The sequence below is a fragment of the Paenibacillus sp. FSL R5-0473 genome (assembly GCF_038004565.1).
In the GTDB taxonomy this organism is placed as follows: domain Bacteria; phylum Bacillota; class Bacilli; order Paenibacillales; family Paenibacillaceae; genus Paenibacillus; species Paenibacillus amylolyticus.
Map to the genome: position 1 here is coordinate 473,820 of NZ_JBBORL010000001.1, position 26,344 is coordinate 500,163.

21 protein-coding genes and 1 other annotated feature are annotated in these 26,344 nt (G+C 47.7%); all 21 genes read left to right on the forward strand.

The genetic code is table 11. The features are described from left to right. Positions 1-19: 19 nt before the first annotated feature. The 21 genes from lon (at position 20) to MKY28_RS02295 (ending at position 26,189) form a co-directional block, all read left to right on the forward strand. Positions 20-2,359 carry an endopeptidase La gene (gene lon / locus MKY28_RS02195; RefSeq protein WP_036605889.1) on the forward strand — a complete coding sequence of 780 codons (2,340 nt, stop codon included), beginning with the start codon at positions 20-22 and terminating at the stop codon, positions 2,357-2,359. Positions 2,360-2,515: 156 nt separating this feature from the next. Then, positions 2,516-3,172, forward strand: a complete 657-nt coding sequence (yihA, locus tag MKY28_RS02200; RefSeq protein ID WP_100527752.1) for a ribosome biogenesis GTP-binding protein YihA/YsxC — start codon at positions 2,516-2,518, stop codon at positions 3,170-3,172. A gap of 267 nt (positions 3,173-3,439) precedes the next feature. Beyond that, a complete protein-coding gene (locus MKY28_RS02205) occupies positions 3,440-4,027 on the forward strand; it encodes a hypothetical protein (RefSeq protein WP_036605891.1) in 588 nt (195 codons plus the stop codon). A gap of 335 nt (positions 4,028-4,362) precedes the next feature. Next, positions 4,363-4,764, forward strand: a complete 402-nt coding sequence (gene speD / locus MKY28_RS02210) for an adenosylmethionine decarboxylase (RefSeq protein WP_036673526.1) — start codon at positions 4,363-4,365, stop codon at positions 4,762-4,764. A gap of 345 nt (positions 4,765-5,109) precedes the next feature. Beyond that, entirely contained in the window at positions 5,110-6,495 is a 1,386-nt protein-coding gene (gene hemA / locus MKY28_RS02215) for a glutamyl-tRNA reductase (RefSeq protein ID WP_036605893.1), read from the forward strand. Positions 6,496-6,509: 14 nt separating this feature from the next. Next, complete coding sequence (ccsA, locus tag MKY28_RS02220; protein ID WP_036605894.1) at positions 6,510-7,337, forward strand: cytochrome c biogenesis protein CcsA; 828 nt, start codon at positions 6,510-6,512, stop codon at positions 7,335-7,337. Positions 7,338-7,342: 5 nt separating this feature from the next. Next, positions 7,343-7,993: a precorrin-2 dehydrogenase/sirohydrochlorin ferrochelatase family protein gene (locus MKY28_RS02225; protein ID WP_127548251.1), complete on the forward strand. Its 651-nt coding sequence runs from the start codon at positions 7,343-7,345 to the stop codon at positions 7,991-7,993. Positions 7,994-7,995: 2 nt separating this feature from the next. Beyond that, positions 7,996-8,952, forward strand: coding sequence for a hydroxymethylbilane synthase (hemC, locus tag MKY28_RS02230; RefSeq protein WP_036605896.1), 957 nt, complete (start codon positions 7,996-7,998; stop codon positions 8,950-8,952). Between the two features lie 4 nt (positions 8,953-8,956). Continuing rightward, positions 8,957-10,519: a uroporphyrinogen-III C-methyltransferase gene (gene cobA, locus MKY28_RS02235; RefSeq protein ID WP_340028524.1), complete on the forward strand. Its 1,563-nt coding sequence runs from the start codon at positions 8,957-8,959 to the stop codon at positions 10,517-10,519. 102 nt (positions 10,520-10,621) lie between these two features. Then, positions 10,622-11,623, forward strand: a complete 1,002-nt coding sequence (gene hemB / locus MKY28_RS02240; RefSeq protein ID WP_076216943.1) for a porphobilinogen synthase — start codon at positions 10,622-10,624, stop codon at positions 11,621-11,623. Between the two features lie 25 nt (positions 11,624-11,648). Next, positions 11,649-12,953 carry a glutamate-1-semialdehyde 2,1-aminomutase gene (hemL, locus tag MKY28_RS02245; RefSeq protein ID WP_338706907.1) on the forward strand — a complete coding sequence of 435 codons (1,305 nt, stop codon included), beginning with the start codon at positions 11,649-11,651 and terminating at the stop codon, positions 12,951-12,953. Continuing rightward, positions 12,950-13,858, forward strand: coding sequence for an RluA family pseudouridine synthase (locus tag MKY28_RS02250; protein WP_340028525.1), 909 nt, complete (start codon positions 12,950-12,952; stop codon positions 13,856-13,858). Before hemL ends, MKY28_RS02250 begins: the two co-directional genes overlap by 4 nt. A 366-nt stretch (positions 13,859-14,224) precedes the next feature. Beyond that, positions 14,225-15,808: a LysM peptidoglycan-binding domain-containing protein gene (locus tag MKY28_RS02255; RefSeq protein ID WP_340934672.1), complete on the forward strand. Its 1,584-nt coding sequence runs from the start codon at positions 14,225-14,227 to the stop codon at positions 15,806-15,808. 155 nt (positions 15,809-15,963) lie between these two features. Next, positions 15,964-16,245: a binding site (T-box leader), on the forward strand. 61 nt (positions 16,246-16,306) lie between these two features. Next, positions 16,307-18,973 carry a valine--tRNA ligase gene (locus MKY28_RS02260; protein ID WP_340028527.1) on the forward strand — a complete coding sequence of 889 codons (2,667 nt, stop codon included), beginning with the start codon at positions 16,307-16,309 and terminating at the stop codon, positions 18,971-18,973. A gap of 78 nt (positions 18,974-19,051) precedes the next feature. Beyond that, a complete protein-coding gene (locus MKY28_RS02265; RefSeq protein ID WP_076253344.1) occupies positions 19,052-20,428 on the forward strand; it encodes a bifunctional folylpolyglutamate synthase/dihydrofolate synthase in 1,377 nt (458 codons plus the stop codon). 56 nt (positions 20,429-20,484) lie between these two features. Next, on the forward strand, positions 20,485-21,804 hold the full coding sequence (gene murC / locus MKY28_RS02270; protein WP_047841184.1) for a UDP-N-acetylmuramate--L-alanine ligase: 1,320 nt from the start codon (positions 20,485-20,487) through the stop codon (positions 21,802-21,804). Positions 21,805-21,920: 116 nt separating this feature from the next. Continuing rightward, positions 21,921-23,150, forward strand: a complete 1,230-nt coding sequence (locus MKY28_RS02275; RefSeq protein ID WP_340934674.1) for an SPOR domain-containing protein — start codon at positions 21,921-21,923, stop codon at positions 23,148-23,150. A 145-nt stretch (positions 23,151-23,295) separates the two neighbouring features. Then, positions 23,296-23,538 (forward strand): DUF4321 domain-containing protein, encoded by a 243-nt coding sequence (locus tag MKY28_RS02280; RefSeq protein WP_047841183.1) that lies wholly within the window; start codon positions 23,296-23,298, stop codon positions 23,536-23,538. Positions 23,539-23,632: 94 nt separating this feature from the next. Then, the gene (locus tag MKY28_RS02285) at positions 23,633-24,244 is read left to right on the forward strand and encodes a Maf family protein (protein ID WP_036673538.1); all 612 of its coding nucleotides are present in this window, start codon (positions 23,633-23,635) and stop codon (positions 24,242-24,244) included. A gap of 37 nt (positions 24,245-24,281) precedes the next feature. After that, positions 24,282-24,971, forward strand: a complete 690-nt coding sequence (radC, locus tag MKY28_RS02290; RefSeq protein ID WP_036673540.1) for a RadC family protein — start codon at positions 24,282-24,284, stop codon at positions 24,969-24,971. Between the two features lie 183 nt (positions 24,972-25,154). Beyond that, the gene (locus MKY28_RS02295; RefSeq protein WP_017692612.1) at positions 25,155-26,189 is read left to right on the forward strand and encodes a rod shape-determining protein; all 1,035 of its coding nucleotides are present in this window, start codon (positions 25,155-25,157) and stop codon (positions 26,187-26,189) included. Positions 26,190-26,344 lie beyond the last annotated feature (155 nt).

Below are 26,344 nucleotides of genomic sequence, written 5' to 3' on the forward strand. Positions count from 1 at the left end.
CATTGGAGGTGCGAAAGCGATGGGACCGAGCAAAGCGAAAGGTCGTCGTTTTCCTTTACTGCCTTTAAGAGGACTTCTCGTCTACCCGAGTATGGTACTGCATCTCGATGTGGGCCGGGAGAAATCGGTCAAGGCTTTAGAAAAAGCGATGGTAGAAGAACATCTGATTCTCCTATGTTCCCAAGCCGAAGTAAATATTGAAGAACCAACACAAGAGGACATTTTCAGAATCGGAACCGTGGCCAAGGTCAGACAGATGCTGAAGCTTCCGAACGGTACGATTCGTGTACTCGTTGAAGGCTTGGAACGGGCTGAAATTATTGAATATACGGACAACGAGGAATATTATGAAGTACTGGCTAAAGAGCTGCCTGAAGAGGAGAATACCCATCCGGAGACGGATGCCTTGATGCGTACCGTTCTGAACCAGTTCGAGAATTATATTAATCTGTCCAAAAAAGTGACACCAGAGACACTCGCAGCGGTGTCTGACATCGAAGAACCAGGGCGTCTGGCCGATGTCATCACGAGTCACCTGTCCTTGAAGATCAAGGATAAACAGGAAATTCTGGAGACCATCGACGTTCGGGAACGTCTGGAGAAATTGCTGGATATCCTGAACAATGAGCGCGAAGTGCTGGAGCTTGAACGCAAGATCAGCCAACGTGTGAAGAAACAGATGGAGAAAACGCAGAAGGAATATTATTTGCGCGAGCAGATGAAAGCGATCCAGAAAGAACTGGGTGAAAAAGAAGGCCGTGCGGGTGAGGTCGAGGAACTTCGCACTCAGATGGAAGAACTCGGCTTGCCGGACAAGGTGAAAGAAAAGGTCGAGAAAGAAATTGATCGACTGGAGAAAATGCCTGCAAGTTCAGCCGAGGGCGGAGTCATTCGCAACTACGTGGATTGGCTGCTTGGCCTTCCTTGGAGTCAGATGACAGCGGATGATCTGGATATCCAAAAAGCCGAAGATGTGCTCAATGCAGATCATTACGGACTGGAAAAGCCGAAAGAACGTGTGCTTGAATATCTGGCTGTCCAGAAGCTCGTCAAGAAGCTCAAAGGGCCAATTCTCTGTCTGGTTGGACCTCCAGGGGTCGGTAAAACATCACTTGCTCGTTCGATCGCCAGATCGCTAGGTCGGGAGTTTGTAAGAATATCTCTTGGCGGCGTGCGGGATGAAGCCGAGATTCGTGGTCACCGACGAACCTATGTAGGGGCTATGCCTGGGCGTATCATCCAAGGGATGAAAACGGCAGGTTCACTCAATCCGGTATTCCTGCTGGACGAGATTGATAAGATGGCTTCAGACTTCCGCGGAGATCCTTCCGCAGCGTTACTTGAGGTACTTGATCCGGAACAAAATAATACGTTTAGTGATCATTTTGTAGAATTGCCGTTTGACTTATCCAACGTTATGTTTATAACAACTGCCAACACGGTACACAATATTCCGCGTCCATTGCTGGATCGGATGGAAATGCTCAACATCCCTGGTTATACGGAACTGGAGAAGCAACAAATTGCGAAAAACTATTTGTTGCCCAAACAGAAGCAGGACCATGGTTTGGAAGAAGAGCAATTGGAAATCCCGGATGACGCGTTGTTGCGTGTAATTCGTGAATATACACGGGAGTCAGGTGTGCGTAATCTGGAACAGCAGATGGCTTCGTTGTGCCGGAAAGCTGCCAAGAACATCGTATCGGGTGTGGAAGGTCAGATTAACATCTCATCCGATGAGATCAAAGACTACCTTGGACCTGGCAAGTTCCGTTATGGTATGGCCGAACTGGAAGATCAGATTGGTACCGTAACGGGTCTGGCGTGGACTGAAGTGGGTGGAGATACCCTTATCATTGAAGTGACTGTTGTGCCTGGAACAGGTAAATTGACTCTCACAGGTAAACTGGGGGATGTCATGAAGGAATCGGCACAAGCCGCATTCAGTTACACCCGTTCCAAAGCTACACAGCTTGGAATTTCGCCTGACTTCCATGAGAAGAACGATATCCATATCCACGTTCCGGAAGGAGCGATTCCGAAGGATGGTCCATCTGCCGGGATTACGATGGCAACAGCGTTAATCTCAGCCTTGACGAACAAACATGTGTCCAAGGATATCGCGATGACTGGTGAAATAACACTGCGTGGACGTGTGCTGCCGATCGGTGGTCTGAAAGAGAAATCATTGGCGGCCCATCGTGCCGGCTATAAAAAAATATTATTGCCTAAGGATAACGAACGGGACCTGCGTGACATTCCAGACAGCATCAAGGAAGATGTGGAGTTTGTCCCTGTAGCCCATATGGATCAGGTATTGCAGCATGCACTTGTTGAGCAGACAGGAATTCACCTGTAATCCACGTATCCGAAAGGTTCGTATGAAGAGTAGACCGTTCTGCGGAGGCTTCGGCGTCCGCTGGAACGGTTTTTTTGGTATGATAGAACAATCCATGGCATAATACCTTCAACAGGTGATGCATAGCACAGGCGTTCAAGAGAGGAAAGATACAATATGAAAGTAAATCAATCTGAATTTATTATCAGTGCCGTTCGGCCTGAACAATACCCCGAGGACGGTCTGCCAGAGATTGCTTTGGCGGGACGCTCCAATGTGGGAAAATCTTCCCTGATCAACCGTTTGATTAATCGTAAAAATTTGGCTCGGACGAGCTCTACACCGGGTAAGACACAGCAACTCAACTATTATAAAATTAATCAGGATCTCTACTTCGTCGATTTCCCGGGATATGGCTACGCTAAAGTTTCCAAAGAGCAACGCTTTGCCTGGGGTAAAATGATGGAGAAATACTTGTTGGGACGCGAGGAATTGAAACTGGTCATGCAGATGGTTGATATGAGACATGAACCGTCCAAAGAGGACAAGATGATGAACGAATGGCTTCGTCATAATGGACTGCCTTTGGTTGTTGTAGCAACCAAGATGGACAAGATTCCAAAAACACGCAGAGCCAAATATATCAAAGTCATTAAGGAATCACTGGGTCTTCGTTCAGGGGATTTGTTTGTGCCGTTTTCATCCGAAGAGGGATTGGGGAAAGAAGAGTTATGGGACATCATTACCCGCCATGCCCGCATAGATAAGTATGCACCAGTGCTGGATGCAGAGGGTGCTTCTGATGAGGAAGAAAGCAACGAAATTAACGGATAACCGAGATAGTATACCGTTTTAGTGCAGGAAAGTGAGCATGCTAAATGAATCTTTGATGAGATCCAGATTAATCCGGTTTTTTAAGGGATTTCGTGAGAATTCATCATCTGGGTCTGGAGAAAAATAACGTTAGGGTAGTGTATAATGAGCATAGGTGCATATTGCCAACAGTACCAAAATTACCGGCCGTGCCGGCCTGAAGAATTTTGAGATGACTGCTACATGTGCAGGAAGGCAAAACAATCGGGAAAGAATTGAGGGATTTGTATGGCTCAGCGGTTAGCCACAGAGTACGTTAAGGCCACTATGAAATTGTCAGAACCCCAGATGCATCAGTTTTTGCGCATGACAGAAGACGGCAGGCTTCATCACCGGGTTAAGGTGTTGGACAATGGTTGTCAGGAGGTTGTGCTGGGGGATGTAAGTGGAGAAGAAGTGCATTTCCCTTTTGACCGCATAGAAGGGTTTTATATCTGTGAATTATCTTGCCGCCTGGTGAATCTGCATCTGACCAACGTTGTCCGGAAGCTCTTTGTGACTTTTAAGGGTGACGGGGTCGTTCATCGGATCTATAAAGGGTTCACCATGACGTATGTTTATGCTCAAGGCACTGTCCGCAAAATTGTGGAGAAGACCGGGGAGAACACCCGAGTGATCTATGAATACAAAAATACGTTGCTTGAATTGCAACATCTGTTCCAGGCCAGAGATGTAGAACGCGAAATCAACCGTGTGTATGCCGAGATCGATTCACTACTGGACACTAGAAAAGATGCGACTGCTGATCAGCTCCATCAGATTGATGAGACCCTTGCTCGTCATCAAAAACGGTTGTTTGAGCTTGAAGCTTATTAACTTAAAATTGTATGTTTATAAACGTATATGTATATAATGAATTCCCTTGTATCTTCCGTGCAGTGGCACTCGCCAATGTGGAGGTTGCAGGGGGATTTTTTGATGTGAGATGGAATATTCCGAATTGGAAATATTTATTTTACAATCTTCTGGAAAAGGGTTGATTTCACTCTGATTCAATGTTATTTTTAATCTCGTTGAAAACAAAATAGGAACCAGGATTCACTCAGGACATTATATGTTGCGAGAGATTTTTCCCTCGGGAAGTGAATGACGTAGGTCCTAGCGGATGAAATTTTTCAAACATTTTATTCCTAGGAAGGGGGAACCGAAGGATGGAATATTCAACTTTCGGAAGACACGTTGCTGTTGATACTTGGGGTGTTGACTTTAATCTACTGAACAATGCAGAGTATCTGGAAGCCCAAATGGTTGAAGCAGCAGAGGCATGTGGCGCGACAGTGATGTCCGTACAATCCAAGCAGTTTGATCCACAGGGAGCGACCGTACTTGTACTATTGTCTGAGAGTCATCTCTCCATTCATACGTATCCTGAGAGAGGTTTTGCAGCGATTGATTGTTACACTTGTGGGGAGACTGTAGATCCACAGCTTGCTATTGACTACCTGGTATCCGTATTAAAGCCTGAAAAAACGTATGCAAAGAAGTTGGTACGTGGTTTGGGCGAATTGCAAGTTGAAACACCAGACATGAACAACCAGACTGAACGGGTTTAAATAAAAAGTATATTGCATACACACAAATGTTCACATATCGGGATGGACACATAACCTCCCAAACTCTAATAGTCATGGAATAATTCCATGGCTATTTGTTTTAATATGCGTATCGTTATGAATATTCATAATCGGCACTTTTTAACGCATAACGGTGAACTTTGGTGAGACACTACAATAAATGACAGTGCATATGATGATGAACATGGTGATTTCATAAACATTTCATAAAAATGACCCGGTCACGGCTATGATGTGTGATATAATTAACCTTGTCAATCATAAATGGATAGACATATGCAGTAAGCACTTTGATTGGAAATTTATTAGGCAGGTGAACTTGCAATGCACATCGTTGTCGTTGGTTTGAATTATCGCACGGCGCCTGTAGAGGTTAGGGAACGATTCACATTTGCAGAAAAGGATTTGTCTGAAGCGCTGCAGCAGCTCAAGCTGACCAAGAGTGTATTGGAAGGTGTAATCGTAGCCACATGTAACCGTACCGAGTTGTATGTTGTGGTGGACCGTCTTCACATGTGTGGTTATTTTATTCGAACATTCATGGAACAATGGTTTAACGTACCACGGGAAGAATTTACGCAACACTTATATATATATGAAGATGATCAAGCCATGCGCCATTTGTTCCGCGTCATCTGCGGACTAGATTCCATGGTCATTGGTGAGACTCAGATTCTTGGACAGGTGAAACAGGCTTTTCTTAAAGCGCAGGAAGAGAAATCAACAGGTACCTGGTTTAATATGCTGTTCAAACAGGCTGTTACGCTGGGCAAACGGGCACATTCGGAGACTTCCATCGGGGAGAGCGCCGTATCTGTCAGTTATGCTGCTGTTGAACTCGGTAAGAGGATTTTTGGCATGTTCACAGACAAGAAGGTGCTCATTTTGGGTGCCGGCAAGATGAGTGAACTAACCGTGAAACATCTCTATGCCAACGGGGCATCCGAGGTCATCGTGGCGAATCGCACGCTCGCAAGAGCTGAAGAATTGGCAGCCAAGTTCCGGGGGACACCTTGTACGATGGAACAGGCATTAGATCGACTGAATGAAGTTGATATTGTGATTAGTTCCACTGGAGCTGAACGTTATGTCATGGATGCAGCAGTGGTACGAGAGAGCATGAAGCGTCGTCAATCTCGTCCATTGTTCCTGATTGATATTGCGGTTCCACGCGATATTGATCCGGCGATTGGTGAATTATCCAACGTATTTCTCTATGACATTGATGATCTGGAAGGAATCGTGGAGAGCAACCTGGAGATGCGTAAGGTGGAAGCTGCCAAGATTGAGAGAATGATTGAGCTCGAGATGGAGGATTATTACCATTGGCTCAAAACGTTGGGTGTTCGTCCCGTTATTCGAGCTTTGCAGGAAAAAGGTGTCTCCATTCATGAAGAAACGATGGATAGCCTGTTTAATAAACTGCCTGAGCTGGATGAACATCAACGTAAAGTCATTCGTCGTTTGACCAAGAGTATTGTGAACCAAATGACGACAGATCCGATTAATCGGATTAAGGAAATGGCAGGCACGAAGCAAGGTGATGAAGCTCTGCGCATGTTTACTCAGATTTTCGCTCTCGAAGATGCAGTAGAGATGGCCGCTGAAAAAGTGAGTCAGAGTGATGCTACAGCTCTGGCGAAACCAGCCGCTCACCTTAACGAAAACCGGCAAGACCCCGTGCCGGCTTATGCTCCGGCAGGCGTATAAGGCGGGTGGGCAGCTTGACCCTTGCTGAACAAGTTTATGAAGCTCTAATCTATATGTATGCCCTGAGCCTACTGTTCTATTTCTCGGACTGCATTCGACGCAATGCGGGGGCGAAGCGGACAGGCACAGGGTTTCTTGTCGTTGTTTGGGGATTGCAGGTAACGCATGTCATATTGCGCATGTGGACTGAAGGCCATTTCCCGATCTATACCACCTTTGATTTTTTGTTTATATTTTCATTCAGTATTGTGCTGATGTCTCTCGTCATGACTCGCATCCAGCGTTCCGAATTTGTGATTTTGTTGCTGAATGTTGTAGGTTTTTCCGTTACGGTATTAAACCGACTGTGGTTTACGGCCGGAGAGATATCACTGCATAACTGGCAAACGGTACATGGATTACTCATTATGCATATTACCTTGGCGAATCTTGGTTTTGCGGCGTTAACCGTTGCTACGGTATTTGCCATGTTATATCTGTTCCTGCACCGTAAGTTGAAGAAAAAAAAGTGGAATGATACGATGCGACGGATGCCAAGCCTGGAAGTGATCGGCAAATACATGGATGGTGCTAATTTCATAGGTACACCGCTCCTTGGTGTTTCTGTAATGCTTGCCGTATTATCCATTGTGGCTGAAAGACGCTGGATTCTACTCTTGGATCTCAAAGTTATTGCGACAGGTCTTGCTATAGCCATCTATGTGGGGTACTTCGTATCCAAGAGAAGGAAACAGTTCTCTACAATTATCATGGCAAGATGGACACTGATCGGGTACGGATTTGTCATTATAAGTTTTTTATCCAATGCGTATTCAGCGTTTCATCGTTGGACGGGAGAGTGAAGGGGATGGACCGTTACACGCCGATATTTGTGAATACTTCAGGCAAGAAATGCTGCGTGGTTGGTGGTGGACGTGTTGCCGAACGTAAAATTAAGGGATTGCTGCATGCTGAGGCACAGATTACGGTCATTAGTCCGGAGCTTACTCCCGTATTAAAACAACTGCATCATGAATCCCGAATTCAATGGATAGACCGGTCCTACCGCAATGGAGATTTGCGGGGGGCCTTTCTCGTATATGCAGCGACTGACCATTCAGAGGTCAATTCAACTGTGGTTCGGGATGCGGAGGCTGCGGGCATATTGGTGAATGACGCAATGTCTTCGGAGCACAGCAGCTTTATTACACCAAGCGTGGTAAGGCGTGGGAGATTAAGTATAGCGATATCCACAGCAGGAGCGGGACCGGCAGCAGCTGCGGAGATACGTGCCACACTCGAACGACAGTTCGGTGATGAGTATGAGACGTACCTTGAGTTTTTGCACCAGATGAGGACTGAGGTGAAGTCACGCGTATCTTCTTCAAGTCTCAGAAGTACGTTGCTTCGGCAATTAACTGAAATGCACATATTAGAAGATATTCGTACAGGCCATTTTCGGTGGTGGACCGAAGAAGAAATCGGGGACTGGATATCCCGTAATCAGGAGGAAGTGTAGATATGCGTACAATTAAAGTTGGAAGTAGACAGAGCGCGCTTGCGCTAACCCAGACAGGTCATGTCATTCAGGATTTACGCGATATTTGTGAGCGGGAAGGATTAGCTTTTGACTTTGAAGTACATAAGATTGTTACCAAGGGAGATCTCATTCTGGATGTAACGTTGTCAAAAGTGGGAGGCAAAGGTCTGTTTGTCAAAGAGATTGAACAGGCGATGCTTGATCGTACGATTGATATGGCTGTGCATAGTATGAAGGATATGCCTTCCGAGTTACCCGAAGGATTAATCAATGGTGCTATTCCTCGTCGTGCAGATCCACGGGACGCGCTGATCTCCAATGGTGGACTTACTCTAGATCAACTGCCAGAAGGAGCTAGAGTCGGAACAAGCAGTCTGCGCCGGTCGAGTCAATTAAAGGCCTATCGTCCAGATTTGCAATTGGAATCGATTCGCGGCAATATTGATTCCCGTCTGCGGAAGCTGGAGACCGAAGGATTCGATGCGATTATTCTGGCAGCTGCAGGATTGTACCGTATGGGCTGGGAAGACCGGATCACAGAGTACCTGACGGAAACAGCTTGCCTTCCGGCAGTAGGTCAAGGCGCGCTTGGTATCGAATGTCGTGAAGACGATGAGGAACTGTTGCACTTACTGCAGCTGTATAACGATCCCGAGACAGCATTTCCTGTACAGGCGGAACGCCGTTTTCTCAGTGTATTAAATGGGGGCTGCCAGGTTCCGATTGGTGCTCATGCGGTGTGGGTGCCTCAGCAAGATGCAGATTCCCTGAATGGTGAAAACACGTTACAATTAACAGGTATGGTCGGCACACCGGATGGTGGACTGATTCTTAAGGAAGCTATGATCGGCAAGGACCCGGTTCGTCTGGGAGAAGAAGTGGCTTGGAGATTGATCGAACGGGGTGCAGAGCAGATACTGGCAGAAGTTAGGGGATGAAGACATGGTGGGAAAGGTCTTTTTGGTAGGGGCAGGTCCTGGGGATGCAAAGCTGATTACGGTAAAAGGGTGGGAATCCATCGGGAAAGCCGATGCTGTAGTCTATGATCGTTTGGCAAGTCCGAGATTGTTGAAACAAATGAAACCCGGCGCAGTCAAGATTTACGTGGGCAAGCGCCCGGATCGGCATACGATGAAACAGGAAGAGATCAATCAACTGTTGGTTGATCTGGCTCTTGAAGGCAAGGTTGTGGTTCGGCTTAAGGGCGGCGATCCAACTATCTTTGGACGCGTGGGCGAAGAGGCGGGTTTGCTGCACAAAAACGGAATTCCGTTTGAGATTGTACCTGGGGTTACCGCTGCAATAAGTGTACCTGCGTATGCCGGAATTCCTGTGACTCACCGTGACTATGCATCTTCCATCTCTATTATTACGGGGCACGAGAGTCCGGACAAGCTTGATCGCAGTATCCATTGGGATAAAGTGACGAATGCAACGGGCACACTTGTATTTATGATGGGGGTTGCCAAAATTGGATATATCAGCGAACAATTGATTCGTCATGGTCGTCCAGCGCAAACACCGGTAGCTCTGATTCGTTGGGGAACACGAGCGGAACAGGATACCCTTACAGGTACCCTTGAGGATATAGAAGCGAAAGTGATCGCAGCCAATTTCCAACCACCAGCTGTTATTGTGGTGGGAGATGTTGTCAATCAGCGGGAACAATTGAAATGGGCAGAAGCGCTGCCGCTATTTGGCAAACGAATTCTGGTAACCCGTGCTCGCAGTCAAGCGAGTGAACTGGTGAATCGCATTGAGGAACTCGGCGGCGAACCGTATGAGTTTCCGGTCATTGAGACGGTCATGCCGTCCAGTGAATCTGCCAAGCAAAGTGTCAAAGACGCCTTCAGTGCTTTAAATACCTATGACTGGGTGTTTTTCACAAGTGTGAACGGCGTGGAGTTTTTCTTCCGCCATCTGGAACAGGAAGGCAAGGATATTCGTTCGATTCATCAAGCGAGAATTACTGCCGTAGGACCTTCCACAGCGGACGCTTTGCGCAAACATGGCATCGTAGCTGAAGTTGTCAAAGGTCCTTTCCAGGCCGAAGGCATGCTTGAGGCTTTTGAAAGCGAGCTGAAGGAAGGCCAGAAAGTACTGCTTCCGCATGGTGATCTTGCACGTACGTGGTTACGTGACCAGTTGAGAGAAAGAGGGCTTCAGGTCACCGAAGCCATCACCTACGATACGATCCTCGCTGGTGAGGATGATGACGAACTACTCAAGCTACTTGAAGAAGGTGGTATTCATGCGGTGACCTTTACAAGTTCATCGACAGTTACCAATTTCATGAGTATGTTGAAACGTATGGGGTTGCAAGATCCACTGCCTTTATTGAAAGATGTGGAGGTTGCGTGTATCGGGCCTGTTACAGCGAAAACGGCAGAAGCCGCTGGACTAAAGGTTACACTGATGGCAGAGGAAGCAACGATGGATAGCTTGATCACAGTGTTATGCGACTGGAAACGGACAGGCACCAAAGAAGGCGCTCTTCGAAATTAATACACATGTAATCATGTCAACATATGAAGCGTGCTGAATTCGATAGGATACCAGCGCGCTTCCCTTTTTGCTCTATTTAACTTTCAGGGAGGTTTTACTCGTATGAGTTTTCCAATTGTACGGCATCGCCGTTTACGTCAATCCACAGGTATTCGCAATATGGTCAGAGAGACCCATCTAACTGTGGACGACTTTATTCAACCGATCTATGTGACGTATGGAGAAAATGTGAAATCTGAAATTAAATCCATGCCTGGCGTATTCCGCTTCTCGCTGGATCGTCTTCAGGAGGAAGTAACGGAAATTGCCGAGCTGGGAATTCCAGCCGTGTTATTGTTTGGTATTCCCGAGACGAAGGACAGTGTGGGTTCATCTGGCTTCGCTGAAGATGGCATTGTGCAGGAAGCGACGAGATTGATCAAATCCTGGTATCCAGAACTGCTGGTTGTTGCGGATACTTGTCTGTGTGAATTCACGGATCACGGTCACTGCGGTATGGTACACACCGTGGAGATTGACGGTCACATCTGCGGAGATGTGTTAAATGACGAATCACTTGATCTGCTCGTGAAAACGGCAGTGTCTCAAGCCAAAGCAGGAGCGGACATTATTGCACCATCCAACATGATGGATGGATTTGTACAAGCGATCCGCGCGGGGCTGGATGAGAATGGATTCAGTCACATTCCGATTATGTCTTACTCTGTTAAATATGCATCCGCGTTCTATGGTCCATTCCGTGAAGCTGCGGATTCCACACCACAATTCGGAGACCGCAAGTCATATCAGATGGACCCGGCGAACGCGCGTGAAGCCTTGCGTGAAGCAGAGACGGATGTGCTCGAAGGAGCGGATATGCTAATGGTTAAACCTTCGCTGTCCTATCTTGATGTCATGCGTACGATTAAGGATCAATTTGATCTTCCGCTTGTTGCCTATAATGTAAGTGGCGAGTATGCCATGGTGAAGGCGGCGGCGATTCAAGGCTGGATCGATGAGAAAAAAGTTGCCATGGAAATCCTGCTCAGCATGAAACGCGCAGGTGCAGATATGATCATTACCTACTACGGAAAAGACGCTTCACGCTGGTTGGCTGAGAAATAAAATAAATACATTGAGGAGGATATTCATGACTGCACAACAAGGTAATCGTCGCAATGATGAGCGCTCACGCAGCGCGTTTGAGGAAGCGAAGCAGTACATACCCGGGGGTGTGAACAGCCCTGTACGCGCATTCAAATCGGTGGGACTTACTCCGATCTATGCAGAACGTGGTGAAGGGTCCAAAATCTACGATATTGATGGCAATGTTTTTATTGACTATGTGGGATCGTGGGGCCCACTCATTATGGGACATGCACACCCTGACGTTGTAGAAGCTTTGCGTGAGACAGCCCTCAAAGGAACAAGCTTTGGTGCGCCTACCTTGCTGGAGACCGAGATGGCAAAACTGGTCTGTGAGCGTGTACCTTCTATCGATATCGTGCGGATGGTTAATTCTGGAACTGAAGCAACGATGAGTGCCATTCGACTGGCACGCGGGGTAACCGGACGCAGTAAAATTCTGAAGTTTGAAGGATCATATCATGGACATGCAGACAGCTTGCTGATCAAGGCTGGCTCAGGTGTTGCAACGCTGGGTCTTCCAGATAGTCCAGGCGTGCCTGAAGGCGTAGCTGTGAATACCATTACGGTGCCTTATAACGATCTGGAGTCCGTGAGACTTGCTTTTGAACGTTATGGTGGAGAACTGGCCGCTGTTATTGTGGAGCCTGTGGCAGGTAACATGGGGGTTGTTCCTCCGGCTTCCGGTTTCCTTGAAGGCCTGCGGAGTTTGACGACCCAATATGGCAGCCTGCTTATTTTTGACGAAGTCATGACCGGTTTCCGCGTAGGGTTGAACTGTGCTCAGGGACGATATGGGGTTACACCTGACCTGACTTGTCTGGGTAAAGTTATCGGTGGCGGACTCCCGGTTGGTGCTTATGGTGGCCGTCGGGATCTGATGGAACAGATTGCTCCAACAGGACCGATCTATCAGGCAGGTACATTGAGCGGGAATCCGCTGGCTATGGCAGCAGGGTATACCACGCTCAAATTGTTAACACCAGAGGTCTATGACCGTCTGGAGACATTGTCTGCACGTCTGCAAGCCGGATTCGAGAAAAATGCAGCTGAGACGGGTATTGCGATAACCATTAACCGTGTGGGTTCCATGGTTTGTCCATTCTTCAGTGCCGTTCCAGTAACCAATTATGATATTGCCAAAGAAAGCAATCTGGATCAATTCCGTCGTTATTTTGCGGCCATGATTGATCAAGGTGTGAGTGTTGCGCCTTCGCAATACGAAGGTATGTTTGTCTCTGGTGTGCACACGGAGCAGGATATTGACGATACGATTGAGGCGAATCGTAAAGCTCTTCAATCGCTATGACCATCAAAAGTTGGAAACGCCGCGGGGAATGGCTTGAGCTGATGCCAGGGAAAGCCGTAACAGGCAGTTCGGACAAATCGATGGCTGCAGAGCAATGGCTATTGTCTGAACTTCAGTTTCCGGAGAAACTGCTCCGTCAGCTGAAAGCAAACCGAGGAATACAACTTGCAGGGGACCGGCTTCGGCTGGCCCTTTTTGCGTCCCAGCCAATCGATGTCGAGCCACGCTGGGCTGATGTGGATGTATTGTATGAGGACGATTTCTGTCTGGTTATGCACAAACCGGCAGGCATGAAACTGCATCCAGATGGAAGCCGTGCCGATCAGGCCATCACGCTGGATCATGTGGTTGCCTCTTATTATGAAATGAACGGAATCCAGGCGAGCGTACGCCATGTTCATCGACTGGACGAGGATACAACCGGACCTGTCCTGTATGCCAAAAATGCTTTTGCCCTCGCCAAACTGGATGAAGCGATGCGTCGCAAAGAGATTGGCCGCCATTATGTAGCCATTGCAGGTGGACAAATCCCCCCTGAACTCCACAAAATTGATGCTCCGATTGGCAAGGATAGACATCACAAACAGCGCAGGCGTGTCTCGGAAGGTGGACAGGAAGCTGTTACTCATGTGGAGATCGTCGAAGTGTGGGAACAAGCAACCCTTGTACGATTAAAGCTGGATACAGGACGCACACACCAAATTCGTGTACACCTGAGTTACGCGGGACATCCGCTTATTGGTGATGCGTTGTATGGAGGTAGAGCGGATGCCATTGGACGACAAGCACTTCACGGAGAGATGCTTAAGTTTAGTCATCCGTTAACCGGAGCGATGATTGAAGTGAACGACCCTTGGCCATCCGACTTCACACAATTGGCAGAGCGAGAGCGTCAAAATTATTAATACACTATATAAGTTCGACTAACTATTTACACGAAAACAGAGAGGACAGAAACAACCAGAAGAAGCAAAGCGTTCGCCTAAAAGCTTTCTGAAAGAAAGCTGCTTCGGAAGCATAAGCTATCCCCGGATTTTCCCTTTATAAAAAGGAATGAAAAAAATCTGGGGATAACAGCGATCAGAAGGTTGTTCTGTCATTGGAGTGACAGTGTAAATAATCATGAGGTGAACATATATAGCAAGGTTTTTCAAAAGGTGGCATGCTCCTCTCATTCAAGGCATATAGATGGGGTAACGAAGGATTTGGACCATGGATCAGTCCCATGAGAAGGATCATGGTGAACATATGCCGAAAGGAGGACGCCACCTTTGTTGAATCAACCTTATGGTTTGCGGTTCGATATTTATGAGCGCGTTCATTTGTCTGAGGGAGTTCCTGCGATTGAGGAATTGGAGGAGATTGAACTATACCCACGCATTCAAGTCATAGGGCAGGATGATCATGCCACATTAAGAGGGCATCTTTTACTTACAGGTGCGTACAGAGGAGAAAATGAGGCTTCAGAGGAGCTCAAACATTTCATTCCCGTGGAGATCACAGTGCCGCTGAACCGGGTCAGATCGATTGAGGATATTTCCATCGAGATCGAAAATTTTGACGTGGATCTGTTATCCAATCGCAGTCTGAACATTACAGGCGTGTTGTCGCTACGAGGTATCGAAGGTTTTCCTGTTGAAGAGCCACAAGTGTGGTCAGCAGATGAGTTTACAGTTGTTCATTCACCTGATGCTCAGCAATCCAACCGTTCCGATGAAGCAGCACAGGCAGGTAGCGATCCCAACACATTTGCACAAGAGTACCTGCTCCAGCGGAGTGAGGAAGAGAGACTTGCGAATGCAGCAGAACTTGCCTATGGTGCTCCGGAATTCGCTGACCTGTCCACAAGGGAAGAGACATTAAGGAATAGCGAAGAATGGCAGCAAGAATATGCGGATTCGTCTTCGGTCGAGCCACTTCAGTCCGAGGAGCAAAGTGCGGAGTACGCTAACGAAAACAGACAACCTGATGCAAACGAAGATCCTGCATCTCTGACAGCGAATGGAGATGAATTGGCATCTCATGAGCAATACAGCGAACCTTCTCCGATCTCGTCATTTATGGCAGAGACTGCAGATCGATTAGCTTCTTACCCTGAGTCGGAACCATTGCTGCCTCTGGAAGATGAGTCTTCGGGTTGGTCCGAGCCTTCCGTGGATGTATTACCTGCGAACTCGAGAGGTGGAGATCAAGCAGTCTCAGAGCCTGCAGCTCAATCATCTAATGAGTTGGCAGCACCGGATGTACCGGACGCACCAGAGGTATGGCACTTCGAATCAGCGAGATCTGTACCTCAGCAGGAGAATCAGGCAGTTGCCGATGTTCCGGTTGAATCACAGGCGGAGAACTGGCAAGGTGTATTTGCTTCGTCCGAACCAGGCAACGCTGAGGAAGACCGACCGTCTTTTGAAGCGACTGGGGTAGACGAGTTTGTACAGAACGAAGCATTTGTTCCTGAACCTGTGGCTGAGACGGAAGACAAGCCGGAGCTGAAGGTTGCTTTTGGCAGCAAAAAAGAATCCGCACCACGGCAAGAAGAGGGCGTAGGTATCTCTTCCTTGTTATCCTCGGGCAGAGCGGCACGCGATGCTGAAGTGGAGCGAGGCGATGAGGTTCCTGCGGGTGTGGTACAGGAAGAAACTTATCCAGCTGATGATGTGGAATGGAAGAACCTGTTCCTGGGAACGATCGTGGACCAGACCCCGTTCCGCAAGGTGAAACTTTGCATCGTTCAGCGAGAAGATACACTGGATGCCATTGCAGATCGATATCAATTGAGCACGAGGGAACTTCAGTTGTATAACCGATTATCTGAGCAGGTTGTGGAAGAAGGTCAGATATTGTACATCCCTTAATCCGTAGTTAAAGCCTTCGTTACGACCCGTGATCCCCTTGAGGATTGCGGGTTTTTGCATGATTCGTCCTAAACCTGCATTCCAGCGCTCTTTATCCGCTGTTGTCAGGTTGACTATCGCGCACGAGCAAGGTATGATGTGTGTAGGTTTTTTGAAGAACAACGTGGAACGGGAGTAGTAGACAGTATGACCTTTCAGAGAGTGGAATTGCAACGCTGTGAGATTCCGCAGGAACCAACTGATCGAAGTCGCCCGGGAGTTGCCTGTTTGAATACAAGGGATGAATGAGATCTATCGTCATTTATTACTGAGGTAGGATGGGCCGGTAGCAGCCGTTATCTGCTTGAAGTGTCACGTCATGTACAGAGGGTGAAGTCTATCTTGCTGTAGGCGTGAAACAAAGGTGGTACCGCGAAAGCTAACCTTTCGTCCTTTGATGGATGAAAGGTTTTTTTGTTTTTTTTTGGCGAAGATGATGAAGTAACGGAGGAATGACACATGTCTGAGGAAAAAAAATCAGCTACAACAGAAATGCCGACCACTTACGATCCTAAGGCGGCAGAGGATAAATGGTACTCCACCTGGATGGAACGTGGATATTTCAAAGCCGGTCAACGTAAAGATGCCGAGCCGTATACGATTGTAATTCCACCCCCAAATGTGACAGGGATGCTGCACATTGGGCATGCGCTCGATTTTACACTGCAGGATATTCTGATCCGCACCAAACGGATGCAAGGTTATGACGCACTGTGGCTTCCGGGTTCCGACCATGCAGGTATTGCTACTCAAACCAAAGTGGAGCAGAAGCTGCGTGAAGAAGGTCTGACTCGTTATGATCTGGGACGTGACAAGTTTCTGGAGAAAGTATGGGACTGGAAAGATCAATATGCCACTACCATTCGTCAGCAATGGGGCAAAATGGGATTGTCGCTTGATTACTCACGTGAACGTTTTACGCTGGATGAAGGTCTGTCCCAAGCGGTTCGCAAAGTATTTGTTCAACTGTATGAAAAAGGCCTTATTTACCGAGGCAAACGCATCATTAACTGGGACCCGGTGAACCGGACAGCTCTGTCCGACATTGAGGTTGAATATAAAGAGGTTCAGGGTCACCTGTACCATCTGCGGTACCCGCTCAAAGACGGAAGTGGCTACGTTACAGTGGCAACAACGCGTCCTGAAACGATGCTGGGTGATACAGCGGTTGCTGTTCATCCGAAAGATGAGCGTTATGCAGATATGATTGGTAAAGTACTTGTACTGCCTATCATTGGACGCGAAATTCCAATTATCGCTGATGATTATGTGGATAAAGAGTTTGGAAGTGGTGCAGTTAAAATCACACCTGCGCATGATCCAAATGACTTTGAAGTAGGTCTTCGTCATGATCTTCCTCAGATTACGGTAATGGATGAGAGCGGTACAATGAATGCTGAGGCAGGAAAGTATCAAGGACTGGATCGCAGTGACTGCCGCAAGCAGATTGTTGCTGACTTGAAAGAGCAGGGCGTATTGATCAATATCGAGGATCACACGCATCAGGTTGGACACAGTGAACGTACCGGAGCTGTTGTTGAGCCATATCTGTCTACACAGTGGTTCGTTGAGATGAAGCCACTTGCAGAGAGAGCGATTAAGAAACAACAGAGCGGCGAAGGGGTTAATTTTGTTCCAGATCGTTTTGAGAAAACCTATCTGAACTGGATCGAAAACGTTCGTGACTGGTGTATTTCCCGTCAACTGTGGTGGGGACATCGTATACCTGCCTGGTATGATGAAGAAACAGGTGAAATCATCGTATCTGCTGAAGATCCAACAACGCTGCCAGAGTATGCTGGACGCAAGCTCAGACAGGACGAAGACGTACTCGATACTTGGTTTAGCTCCGGCTTATGGCCATTCTCCACACTAGGTTGGCCGGAAGATACGGAAGACCTGAAACGTTATTATCCGACAAGTGTACTTGTGACAGGGTATGACATCATATATTTCTGGGTTGCACGTATGATTTTCACTGCATTGGAATTCACCGATGAGATTCCGTTCAAGGATGTGCTGATGCATGGTCTTGTTCGTGATGCAGATGGACGCAAAATGTCCAAATCACTGGGCAACGGTGTAGATCCGCTGGATGTGATTGAGAAATACGGCGCAGATGCAATGCGTTACATGATCTCAACCAGCAGCACCCCAGGTCAGGATCTGCGTTTCCGTTGGGAACGAGTGGAGCAGGCTCGTAACTTTGCCAACAAGATCTGGAATGCTTCGCGCTTTGCATTGATGAATCTGGAAGGATTCACCTATGAGGAACGTGACATTAGCGGAGAGCTTGGTACAGCCGATTATTGGATTTTGCACCGTCTGAACGAAACTTCCCGCGATATTACGCGTCTAATCGAAGCGTATGAATTTGGGGAAACGGGTCGTGTGTTGTATAACTTTATCTGGGATGACCTGTGTGACTGGTACATTGAGTTTGCTAAGCTGTCCTTCTATGGGGAAGATCCGGTTGCCAAGAAGAAAACACAATCCGTGCTTGCTTATGTGCTGGATCAGACCATGCGCCTGATTCATCCGTTTATGCCATACATCTCCGAAGAGATCTGGCAGCATCTGCCGCATGAAGGTGAGACCATTACGCTGGCATCATGGCCGGTATATGATCCTGCTCTTGAGAACCCAGAGGCTGTTGCCGAGATGAACCTGCTTATGGATACCATTCGTGCAGTGCGAAACATTCGTGCAGAAGTGAATGTGCCGATGAGCAAAAAGATCGAGTTGATGGTCAAAGCAAATAGTGCGGAGACGTCCAGCATCATTGCGCGTAACAGTCACTACATCAAACGTTTCTGTAATACGTCCGAGTTCGATAGTGGGCTGGATTTAAACTCACCGGATAAGGCAATGACTGCGATCATTACGGGGGCAGAACTATACTTGCCGCTCGCAGGTCTTATTGATATCGAGCAGGAAGTGGCTCGTTTGGAGAAAGAGTTGGAGAACCTTGAGGGCGAAGTTCTCCGTGTAGAGAAAAAGCTGGCGAACGAAGGCTTTGTAGCCAAAGCTCCTGCCAAAGTTATTGAGGAAGAGCGCGCCAAACAAGCAGATTATTCCGATAAACGGGATAAAGTGATTGCACGAATCAAGGAACTTAAAGGTTAATATATGTGGGTCGGATGGAGAGCCATTATGCCATCCGGCCGCTTTTTTCACTCAAACTCGGGACCGAAGGTGAATCAGATGACGGAATTAGACGGGACAGATGCAGCAGCTCCTTTACTTACGTACAACGAGGCCGTGGACTGGATCAATGGCCTTATTCCTTTTGGCATCCGACCTGGATTGGAACGAATCGAGAGTCTGATGTCCATGTTAGGCAATCCACACCAACGTCTCAAATTTATTCATGTCGCGGGAACGAACGGCAAAGGTTCGACTTGCGCTTTTTTGACGTCAGTGCTTCTTCAGGCTGGATATGATGTGGGTACCTTTACGTCGCCTTATATCACCAAGTTTACAAACCGTTTTCAATACAACGGTGAGGATATTCCTGAAGAAATCCTGCTTAAGCTCTCGAACCGATTACATCCACTGGTCATGGAAATGGCCTCCACTCCGCTTGGATCACCCACGATGTTTGAGGTGTCCACGGCTCTGGCGCTTCTGTACTATGCAGAGGAGTGTTACCCTGACGTTGTGGTATGGGAGACGGGGCTAGGGGGAAGGATGGACGTAACGAATATTGTCGCACCTGTTGTGTCCGTCATCACGAACATTGGTATGGATCATACGGATGTGCTTGGAGATACGATTGAGCAGATTGCTGGAGAAAAGGCAGGTATTATCAAGCCGGGAGTACCCGTTGTGACTTGCGCGACTCAACCCGAAGCTGTGAAGGTGATTCAGGAGAAAGCACAGCAGCTTCAATCAAGCGTGTATTTGGCTGGAGATCAATTCTCTTATCATAGACTGGACAGCAATGAGAACGGACAATCTTTTCATTTTACAGGCCCGTTCCGTGATCTGGACGTTCGCATACGCATGCAGGGCTCACATCAATGTGACAATGCAGCGGCCGCACTTATGGTGCTTGAATTGCTTAGACAATACATGGCATTTATGCTGGATGACAACGATATTGTACTTGGACTGGAGAATGCTTTCTGGGCAGGAAGATTCGAAAAAGTCGTCGATGAACCCCGAATTGTGCTAGATGGAGCACATAATCCGGAAGGGGCAGAGTCACTGGCCAAGAGCATTATGGATGTCTATCCGCACAACAAGTTAATTTTGATGATGGGTATGTTGGCAAATAAGCATCACGAAGCGTATTTGCAGCATATACTGCCACTAGTGGATACGCTGATCCTGACCGAGCCAGATTTCCGACGCAAAATGGATGCAGCCGAATTGCTGCAGATTGTCGAACGGGTACGTCCCGCCATTGCGAAGCAGGAACTGGAAATCATCGTCGAGCCCGAATGGGCAAAGGCACTTGATCTATTGAAGTCACGGACGGAAGCGGAAGATCTGGGGGTGGTCTCCGGCACACTGTACCTGATTGCGGATGTGCGGGCAGCCCTTTTGCATCAAACCGATTCTGAAAAAGGTTGGTGAAAGTTTTGTTAAATACATCGGAACACGTTCATTTTATAGGGATTGGCGGATATGGCATGAGTGCCATCGCAAGAGTTATGTTGGAAATGGGATACACCGTTACCGGATCGGATGTCGCTTCACAGGAGTTGACCGAGAAGTTGGCAGCCAAGGGAGCGAAAATATATATCGGACATACGGCAGAGCACGTCACTGGAGCAGATCTTGTTGTCTACTCTACGGCAGCGCCTGCTGATAATGTGGAACGGGTAGCAGCTGCAGAGCTGAACATTCCGATTCTGCATCGTTCCCAGATGCTTGCACGTTTGTTGAACGAACGTAAAGGTGTGGCTGTAGCTGGGGCTCATGGTAAAACAACCACTTCATCCATGATTGCACTTGTTATGGATAAATGTGATACAGATCCGACATACATTATTGGCGGAGAAATCATGAATGTGGGTACCAACGCGAAGGCCGGTCAAGGCGACTGGGTAGTCGCTGAAGCGGACGAGAGCGATGGTTCGTTTTTGCAGTACCATCCATGGCTCGGTATTGTAACCAATATTGAGGCAGATCATCTGGAGAATTACAACAGTGATTTTGAGGAGCTCAAAAGGGCTTATGTGCAGTTCCTGAGCCAGATTCGTCCGGAAGGAACAGCGATTGTGTGTTCTGATGACGAGAATGTTCAAGCGATTTTGCCAGAACTCAAGTCACGGATTACAACCTATGGTATTGATCGTGCTGCAGATTATACGGCAACGGATATTGTATTGGGCGATCGCCGTATCTCCTTTACGATGAATCATCAGGGTGCTGCTATGGGCACGGTGGAATTATCAGTGCCGGGTAAGCATAACGTTTATAATGCAATGGCTACTGTGATTACCTGTTTGGAAGCGGGCATTCCATTTGAGAAGATTGTAGCAGCCATCATCCAATTCCACGGAGCCAAACGCAGATTCCAGGTATTGGGCGAGGCGCGCGATATGCTGATCATCGATGATTATGCTCATCACCCGACTGAGATTGAAGCTACCATTAGTGCCGCCAAAGCAACGGGCAAACGCATTATTGCGGTATTCCAGCCACAGCGTTATACGCGGACGTTCTTCCTGCTGGATGCGTTCAGTCGTGCTTTCGCGGAAGCGGATGAGGTGCTTATTACGGACATCTATTCTCCTGCGGGCGAAAAACAGATCGAAGGGGTAACCTCAGCCCGACTGGTTGAACTGATCGTTCAAAACAGTAATGCTTCTGCACGTTACCTTCCTACAAAAGAAGAAGTGGTAGCTGATCTGCAACATCGTCTGCAGCCAGGAGATCTTGTGATTACGATGGGCGCAGGTGATATTTGGAAAGTCGGCGATACACTTGCCAAAGGTTTGAAATAGATCAATTGAGAAATCGCCTGTCTTCGATACGAAGCAGGCGTTTTTTGCGTTATATGGAATTTATTCTCCAGTCTCTGCATATAGCTTATATAAATGGGACAAAGGAGAGGGTACGGGTGAGCAATGCTAGAATGACGTTTCGCTTCGGGGATCATGAGTCGGACAAGCCTGAAAACAAGAGGATATCTGCGTCCAGTCCATTGGTGACGTTAAGTGAAGAATTACCGCATAATCAACCGCTAACGCCTAAGCAGATGGATACAACCCCATCATGGACGCCTGAGGATATCCCCGGAGACTGGGGAGAGACGGTGCTGACAAGCTCTACTGTACCTGAACCTGACGAGCGGGTGAGCCATGATTCGAACTTGAACTTGGATGAGGCCCGTTATTTTGGGAACCGTTCCGGTTACGGTTATGTTAATCATACCGATAATCCGGAGGAAGAGCGTCGTGATCTGTCCAATACCCATGATGATCAAGGCCACGACTGGCTTGCAGATTCGGAGAACTATTCCTATAAACGCAATCGCCCTCCAAGGGGATGGAAAATGATTGGTTCTGTCACTGGGGCACTTGTTACCGGAGCGCTTTTTGGTATGGTTATTCTTTCATTTTTTAATAAAGAAGGAGCCGCGAAGCCAGGCGATCTTCTGCCCGTCAATCAGGCAGTTTCTACTGTGACAGGTCAGGAGGGGGCTGCAGGTACAGAACAGCAACTTCAGACAGCTACGACTGGCAGCACGTATTATGCACTTCAATACGGTGTATTCAGTTCTCCTGAACGTGCTGAGCAGGCCAAGCTTGAGCTCGCTCAGGCAGGGATAGCCGCAGGTTCTGATCCTGAAGATGGCAATCGAGTATATGCAGGCATTTCGGCTGATCGTGAAGAGGCCAAGCTACTTAGCTCCAGGCTAAAAGCCCAGGGAGTTGAACTGTATGTCAAGGAGATTGTGAACCCTGAGATCAATCCGGCTATATTCGGTGGCAAACAAGAGGATGTGCAGCTTTTCTTCACAAACAGTTCTGCACTGGTGGAACAATTATCTACTTTGTCCATTCAGCAGCTGGGACAGTCTGCTCCGGCAGCAGTTTCTACAGAAACGATGACCGCGATTCAAAATAAGCACGAGTCATGGCTGACGGGATTGAATAGTCTTACACCTGGCCTGACCGCAGATGTACAACCTATTATTGGTGGAATGGAGAAATCAATGAACAGTGCAATTACGGCTATCGCGGAGTACAACAAAAACCCGGATGATGTACACATGTGGTCCGTGCAGTCCGATCTGATGGAATATGTACTGCAGCAGAAAAAATGGCTCGAAGCGATAAAGCAGTAACATGCTCTTTCCCATAACAACGCTTGGAAATACCCATCCGGCAAGGAACTGGAAATAGTTCCCCTTGCCGGATTTGTGTTTGTATTGACGTACAAAACCCCGTATAATAATGTGGGTGTCAAAAAATGGCGAGGGAAGATTACCGATGAAAAAAAACTTCGGCATGTTATTGCTGTTTCTGCTGCTCGGCTGGATGGCCGGAGCGTGGATCGCCAAGGCACTGCAGCCTGTAAAGGCAGTAGCCTTTCTTACGAAAGCCACGACCATACGTTGGTCGCCACAGGCTGATCTGGATATTATCAGTTATGATATTTCACTTCAATTTCAAATGAGCCTTCTGAGTCTGATCGGTATGATTGCCGCTGTGTGGCTGTATCGCAGACTGTAGGAGAATGACGAGTTATGACGAAAAAAATTAAACCAGTGACATCTATTATCGTGATCCGGACAGGATGTTGCCGTGGCATAAGGAGCCGTTCATTTTGGATAACACACAACAGCGCCCGATTATTCTGGCCTCCACATCGCCTCGGCGCAAAGAACTGATCGCATCACTCCACCTAGCGTTTGATGTAATACCAAGTCATGCCAATGAAGATACACCACCAGAGTGGACACCTGAACAGACGGTACAGGAACTTGCTTTGCGCAAGGCGCTTGCCGTGTATCGCGGGCTTGAAGGCCGCGAGCAGGAAGCTATTATTGTTGGTAGTGACACCGTTGTTGTTCTGGATGGTGAGATTCTAGGCAAACCCTTAGACGAAGCGGATGCTGAACGTATGTTATCCCGGCTGCAGGGCCGCGTACATCGGGTGTTCACGGGTGTCGCTTGTATTGATGCGGGCAATGGACAGTCGTTAGTTCATTACCGCCAGACCGATGTAACGATGAAAGAGCTGTCGGATGCGACCATCCGTGCTTATGTGCAGACAGGTGAGCCTTCAGATAAGGCAGGATCATATGCCATTCAGGGCATTGGTGCTTCACTGATCGACCGCATTGAAGGATGTTATTTTAATGTGGTTGGCTTGCCGCTATCTTTGTTAAGTGATATGTTGGACGGGTTCGGCGTACATGTGTTGCCACGAACATGAATGAAGCCAAATGTTGTGAAATGAAAAGAGGGAACATATGGAGTCGCCTCAATACATGATGCGCGACATCCCCCAGGAAGAACGCCCGAGAGAACGCATGATGGAATACGGGGCGGGCGCCTTAAGCCATGCTGAATTGCTGGCAATTTTACTTCGAACAGGCACAAGACAGGAATCCGCGGTGCATATGGCACAGCGGATTCTGGCCGAAGCGGGTGGCATTCGCTCGTTGATGGATTTGAGTCTGGAAGAACTGACCGCGATGAAAGGGATCGGCAATGCCAAGGCTGTGCAATTGAAAGCTGGCATTGAGCTGGGTCATCGGATTGCCAAAAGCAGACTCACACAGTCGACTTCAATTCGTACACCGCGTGATGCAGCTGATATCCTGATGGAACAATTGCGTTATTTGCAAAAAGAACATTTTGTATGTCTCTTTCTGAATAGCAAAAATCATATTATTGCCCAGGAAACACTCTCCATGGGCAGCCTTAACGCTTCGATTGTACATCCGCGTGAAGTGTTCCGGGCTGCCATCAAATGCAGCAGCGCATCGATTGTGTGCGCACACAACCATCCGAGTGGTGATCCTACGCCCAGTCCGGAGGATATCCAAATAACCAAGAGACTGATTGAAGCAGGCGCTATTGTTGGCATTGACGTGCTTGATCATATTATTATCGGAGATGGAACGTACGTAAGTTTGAAGGAGAAGGGCTTAGTATAATATAATGGTTGGCGTTGATGTTTTCCTATGAATGTTAACGGCGTTGTCCGTAAAAGATAGGTTCACTTTACAAATGCAAAAAAACAAATGCGAATATTAGCTCCACGTATTGCGTGGGAATAAAATTATTACGCTCTGGATCAGAATGGAGCGGCTATATGAGGCAGAAAAGGAGATTATGTTATGTTTGGTGGTTTTACGAAAGATTTGGGTATTGACTTGGGGACAGCAAATACGTTGGTTTATGTACGAGGAAAAGGAATTGTGGTGCGAGAACCTTCGGTTGTCGCTATACGGACAGATACAAATAGCATCGAGGCAGTAGGTGAAGCCGCCAAAAAAATGATTGGACGTACACCAGGTAACATTCGTGCCATTCGTCCAATGAAAGATGGCGTTATTGCCGATTTTGATACAACAGCAACGATGATCAAATATTTCATCCGTGAGGCGCAAAAACAACGCTCCATGTTCCAGCGTCATCCAAACGTGATGGTATGTGTACCATCCGGGATCACGGCAGTAGAACAACGTGCGGTTGAAGATGCAACCAAACAGGCTGGAGCCCGTGAAGCCTATACGATTGAAGAGCCTTTTGCTGCTGCAATCGGTGCAGATCTGCCTGTATGGGAACCAACGGGTAGTATGGTTGTCGATATTGGTGGCGGTACAACAGAAGTGGCAGTTATCTCTCTTGGTGGTATTGTAACGAGCCGTTCGGTTCGTGTAGCAGGTGACGAGATGGATGAATCCGTTATCCAGTACATCAAACGCCAATACAATCTGATGATCGGTGAGCGTACATCTGAGCAATTGAAGATGGACATCGGATCAGCTATGCCATTGGAACAAGTAGAAACGATGGAAATTCGTGGACGCGACCTTGTAACAGGTCTGCCGAAGACAATTACGATTACTTCGGACGAGATCAGTGAAGCGCTGGCTGATACCGTGAATGCAATTGTTGAAGCGGTAAAAGTAACACTGGAAAAATGCCCGCCTGAACTTGCAGCCGATATCATGGATCGGGGTATCGTTCTTACAGGTGGTGGGGCGTTGCTTCGCAACCTGGACAAGCTTCTCGCTGGTGAGACAGGAATGCCTGTCATTGTGGCTGAGAACCCGCTGGATTGTGTAGCAATCGGAACAGGTAAAGCGCTAGAGAATATTCATTTGTTCAAAAGCAGAAGCAGTTCAGCAGTTCGTTCCAAACGTTAATTGGTATTTGCCTAACTTGGCATAGCGACCAAGTGGCAGGATATCTTTATAGAGGACCCGGTTAACCCCGGGGATGAGCTATTACCCGCTTAACAGGGGAGGATCGGCTGATATTCTCGCAGGGACTACAGGTCTGACAGTCTCCCCGCCGGGCA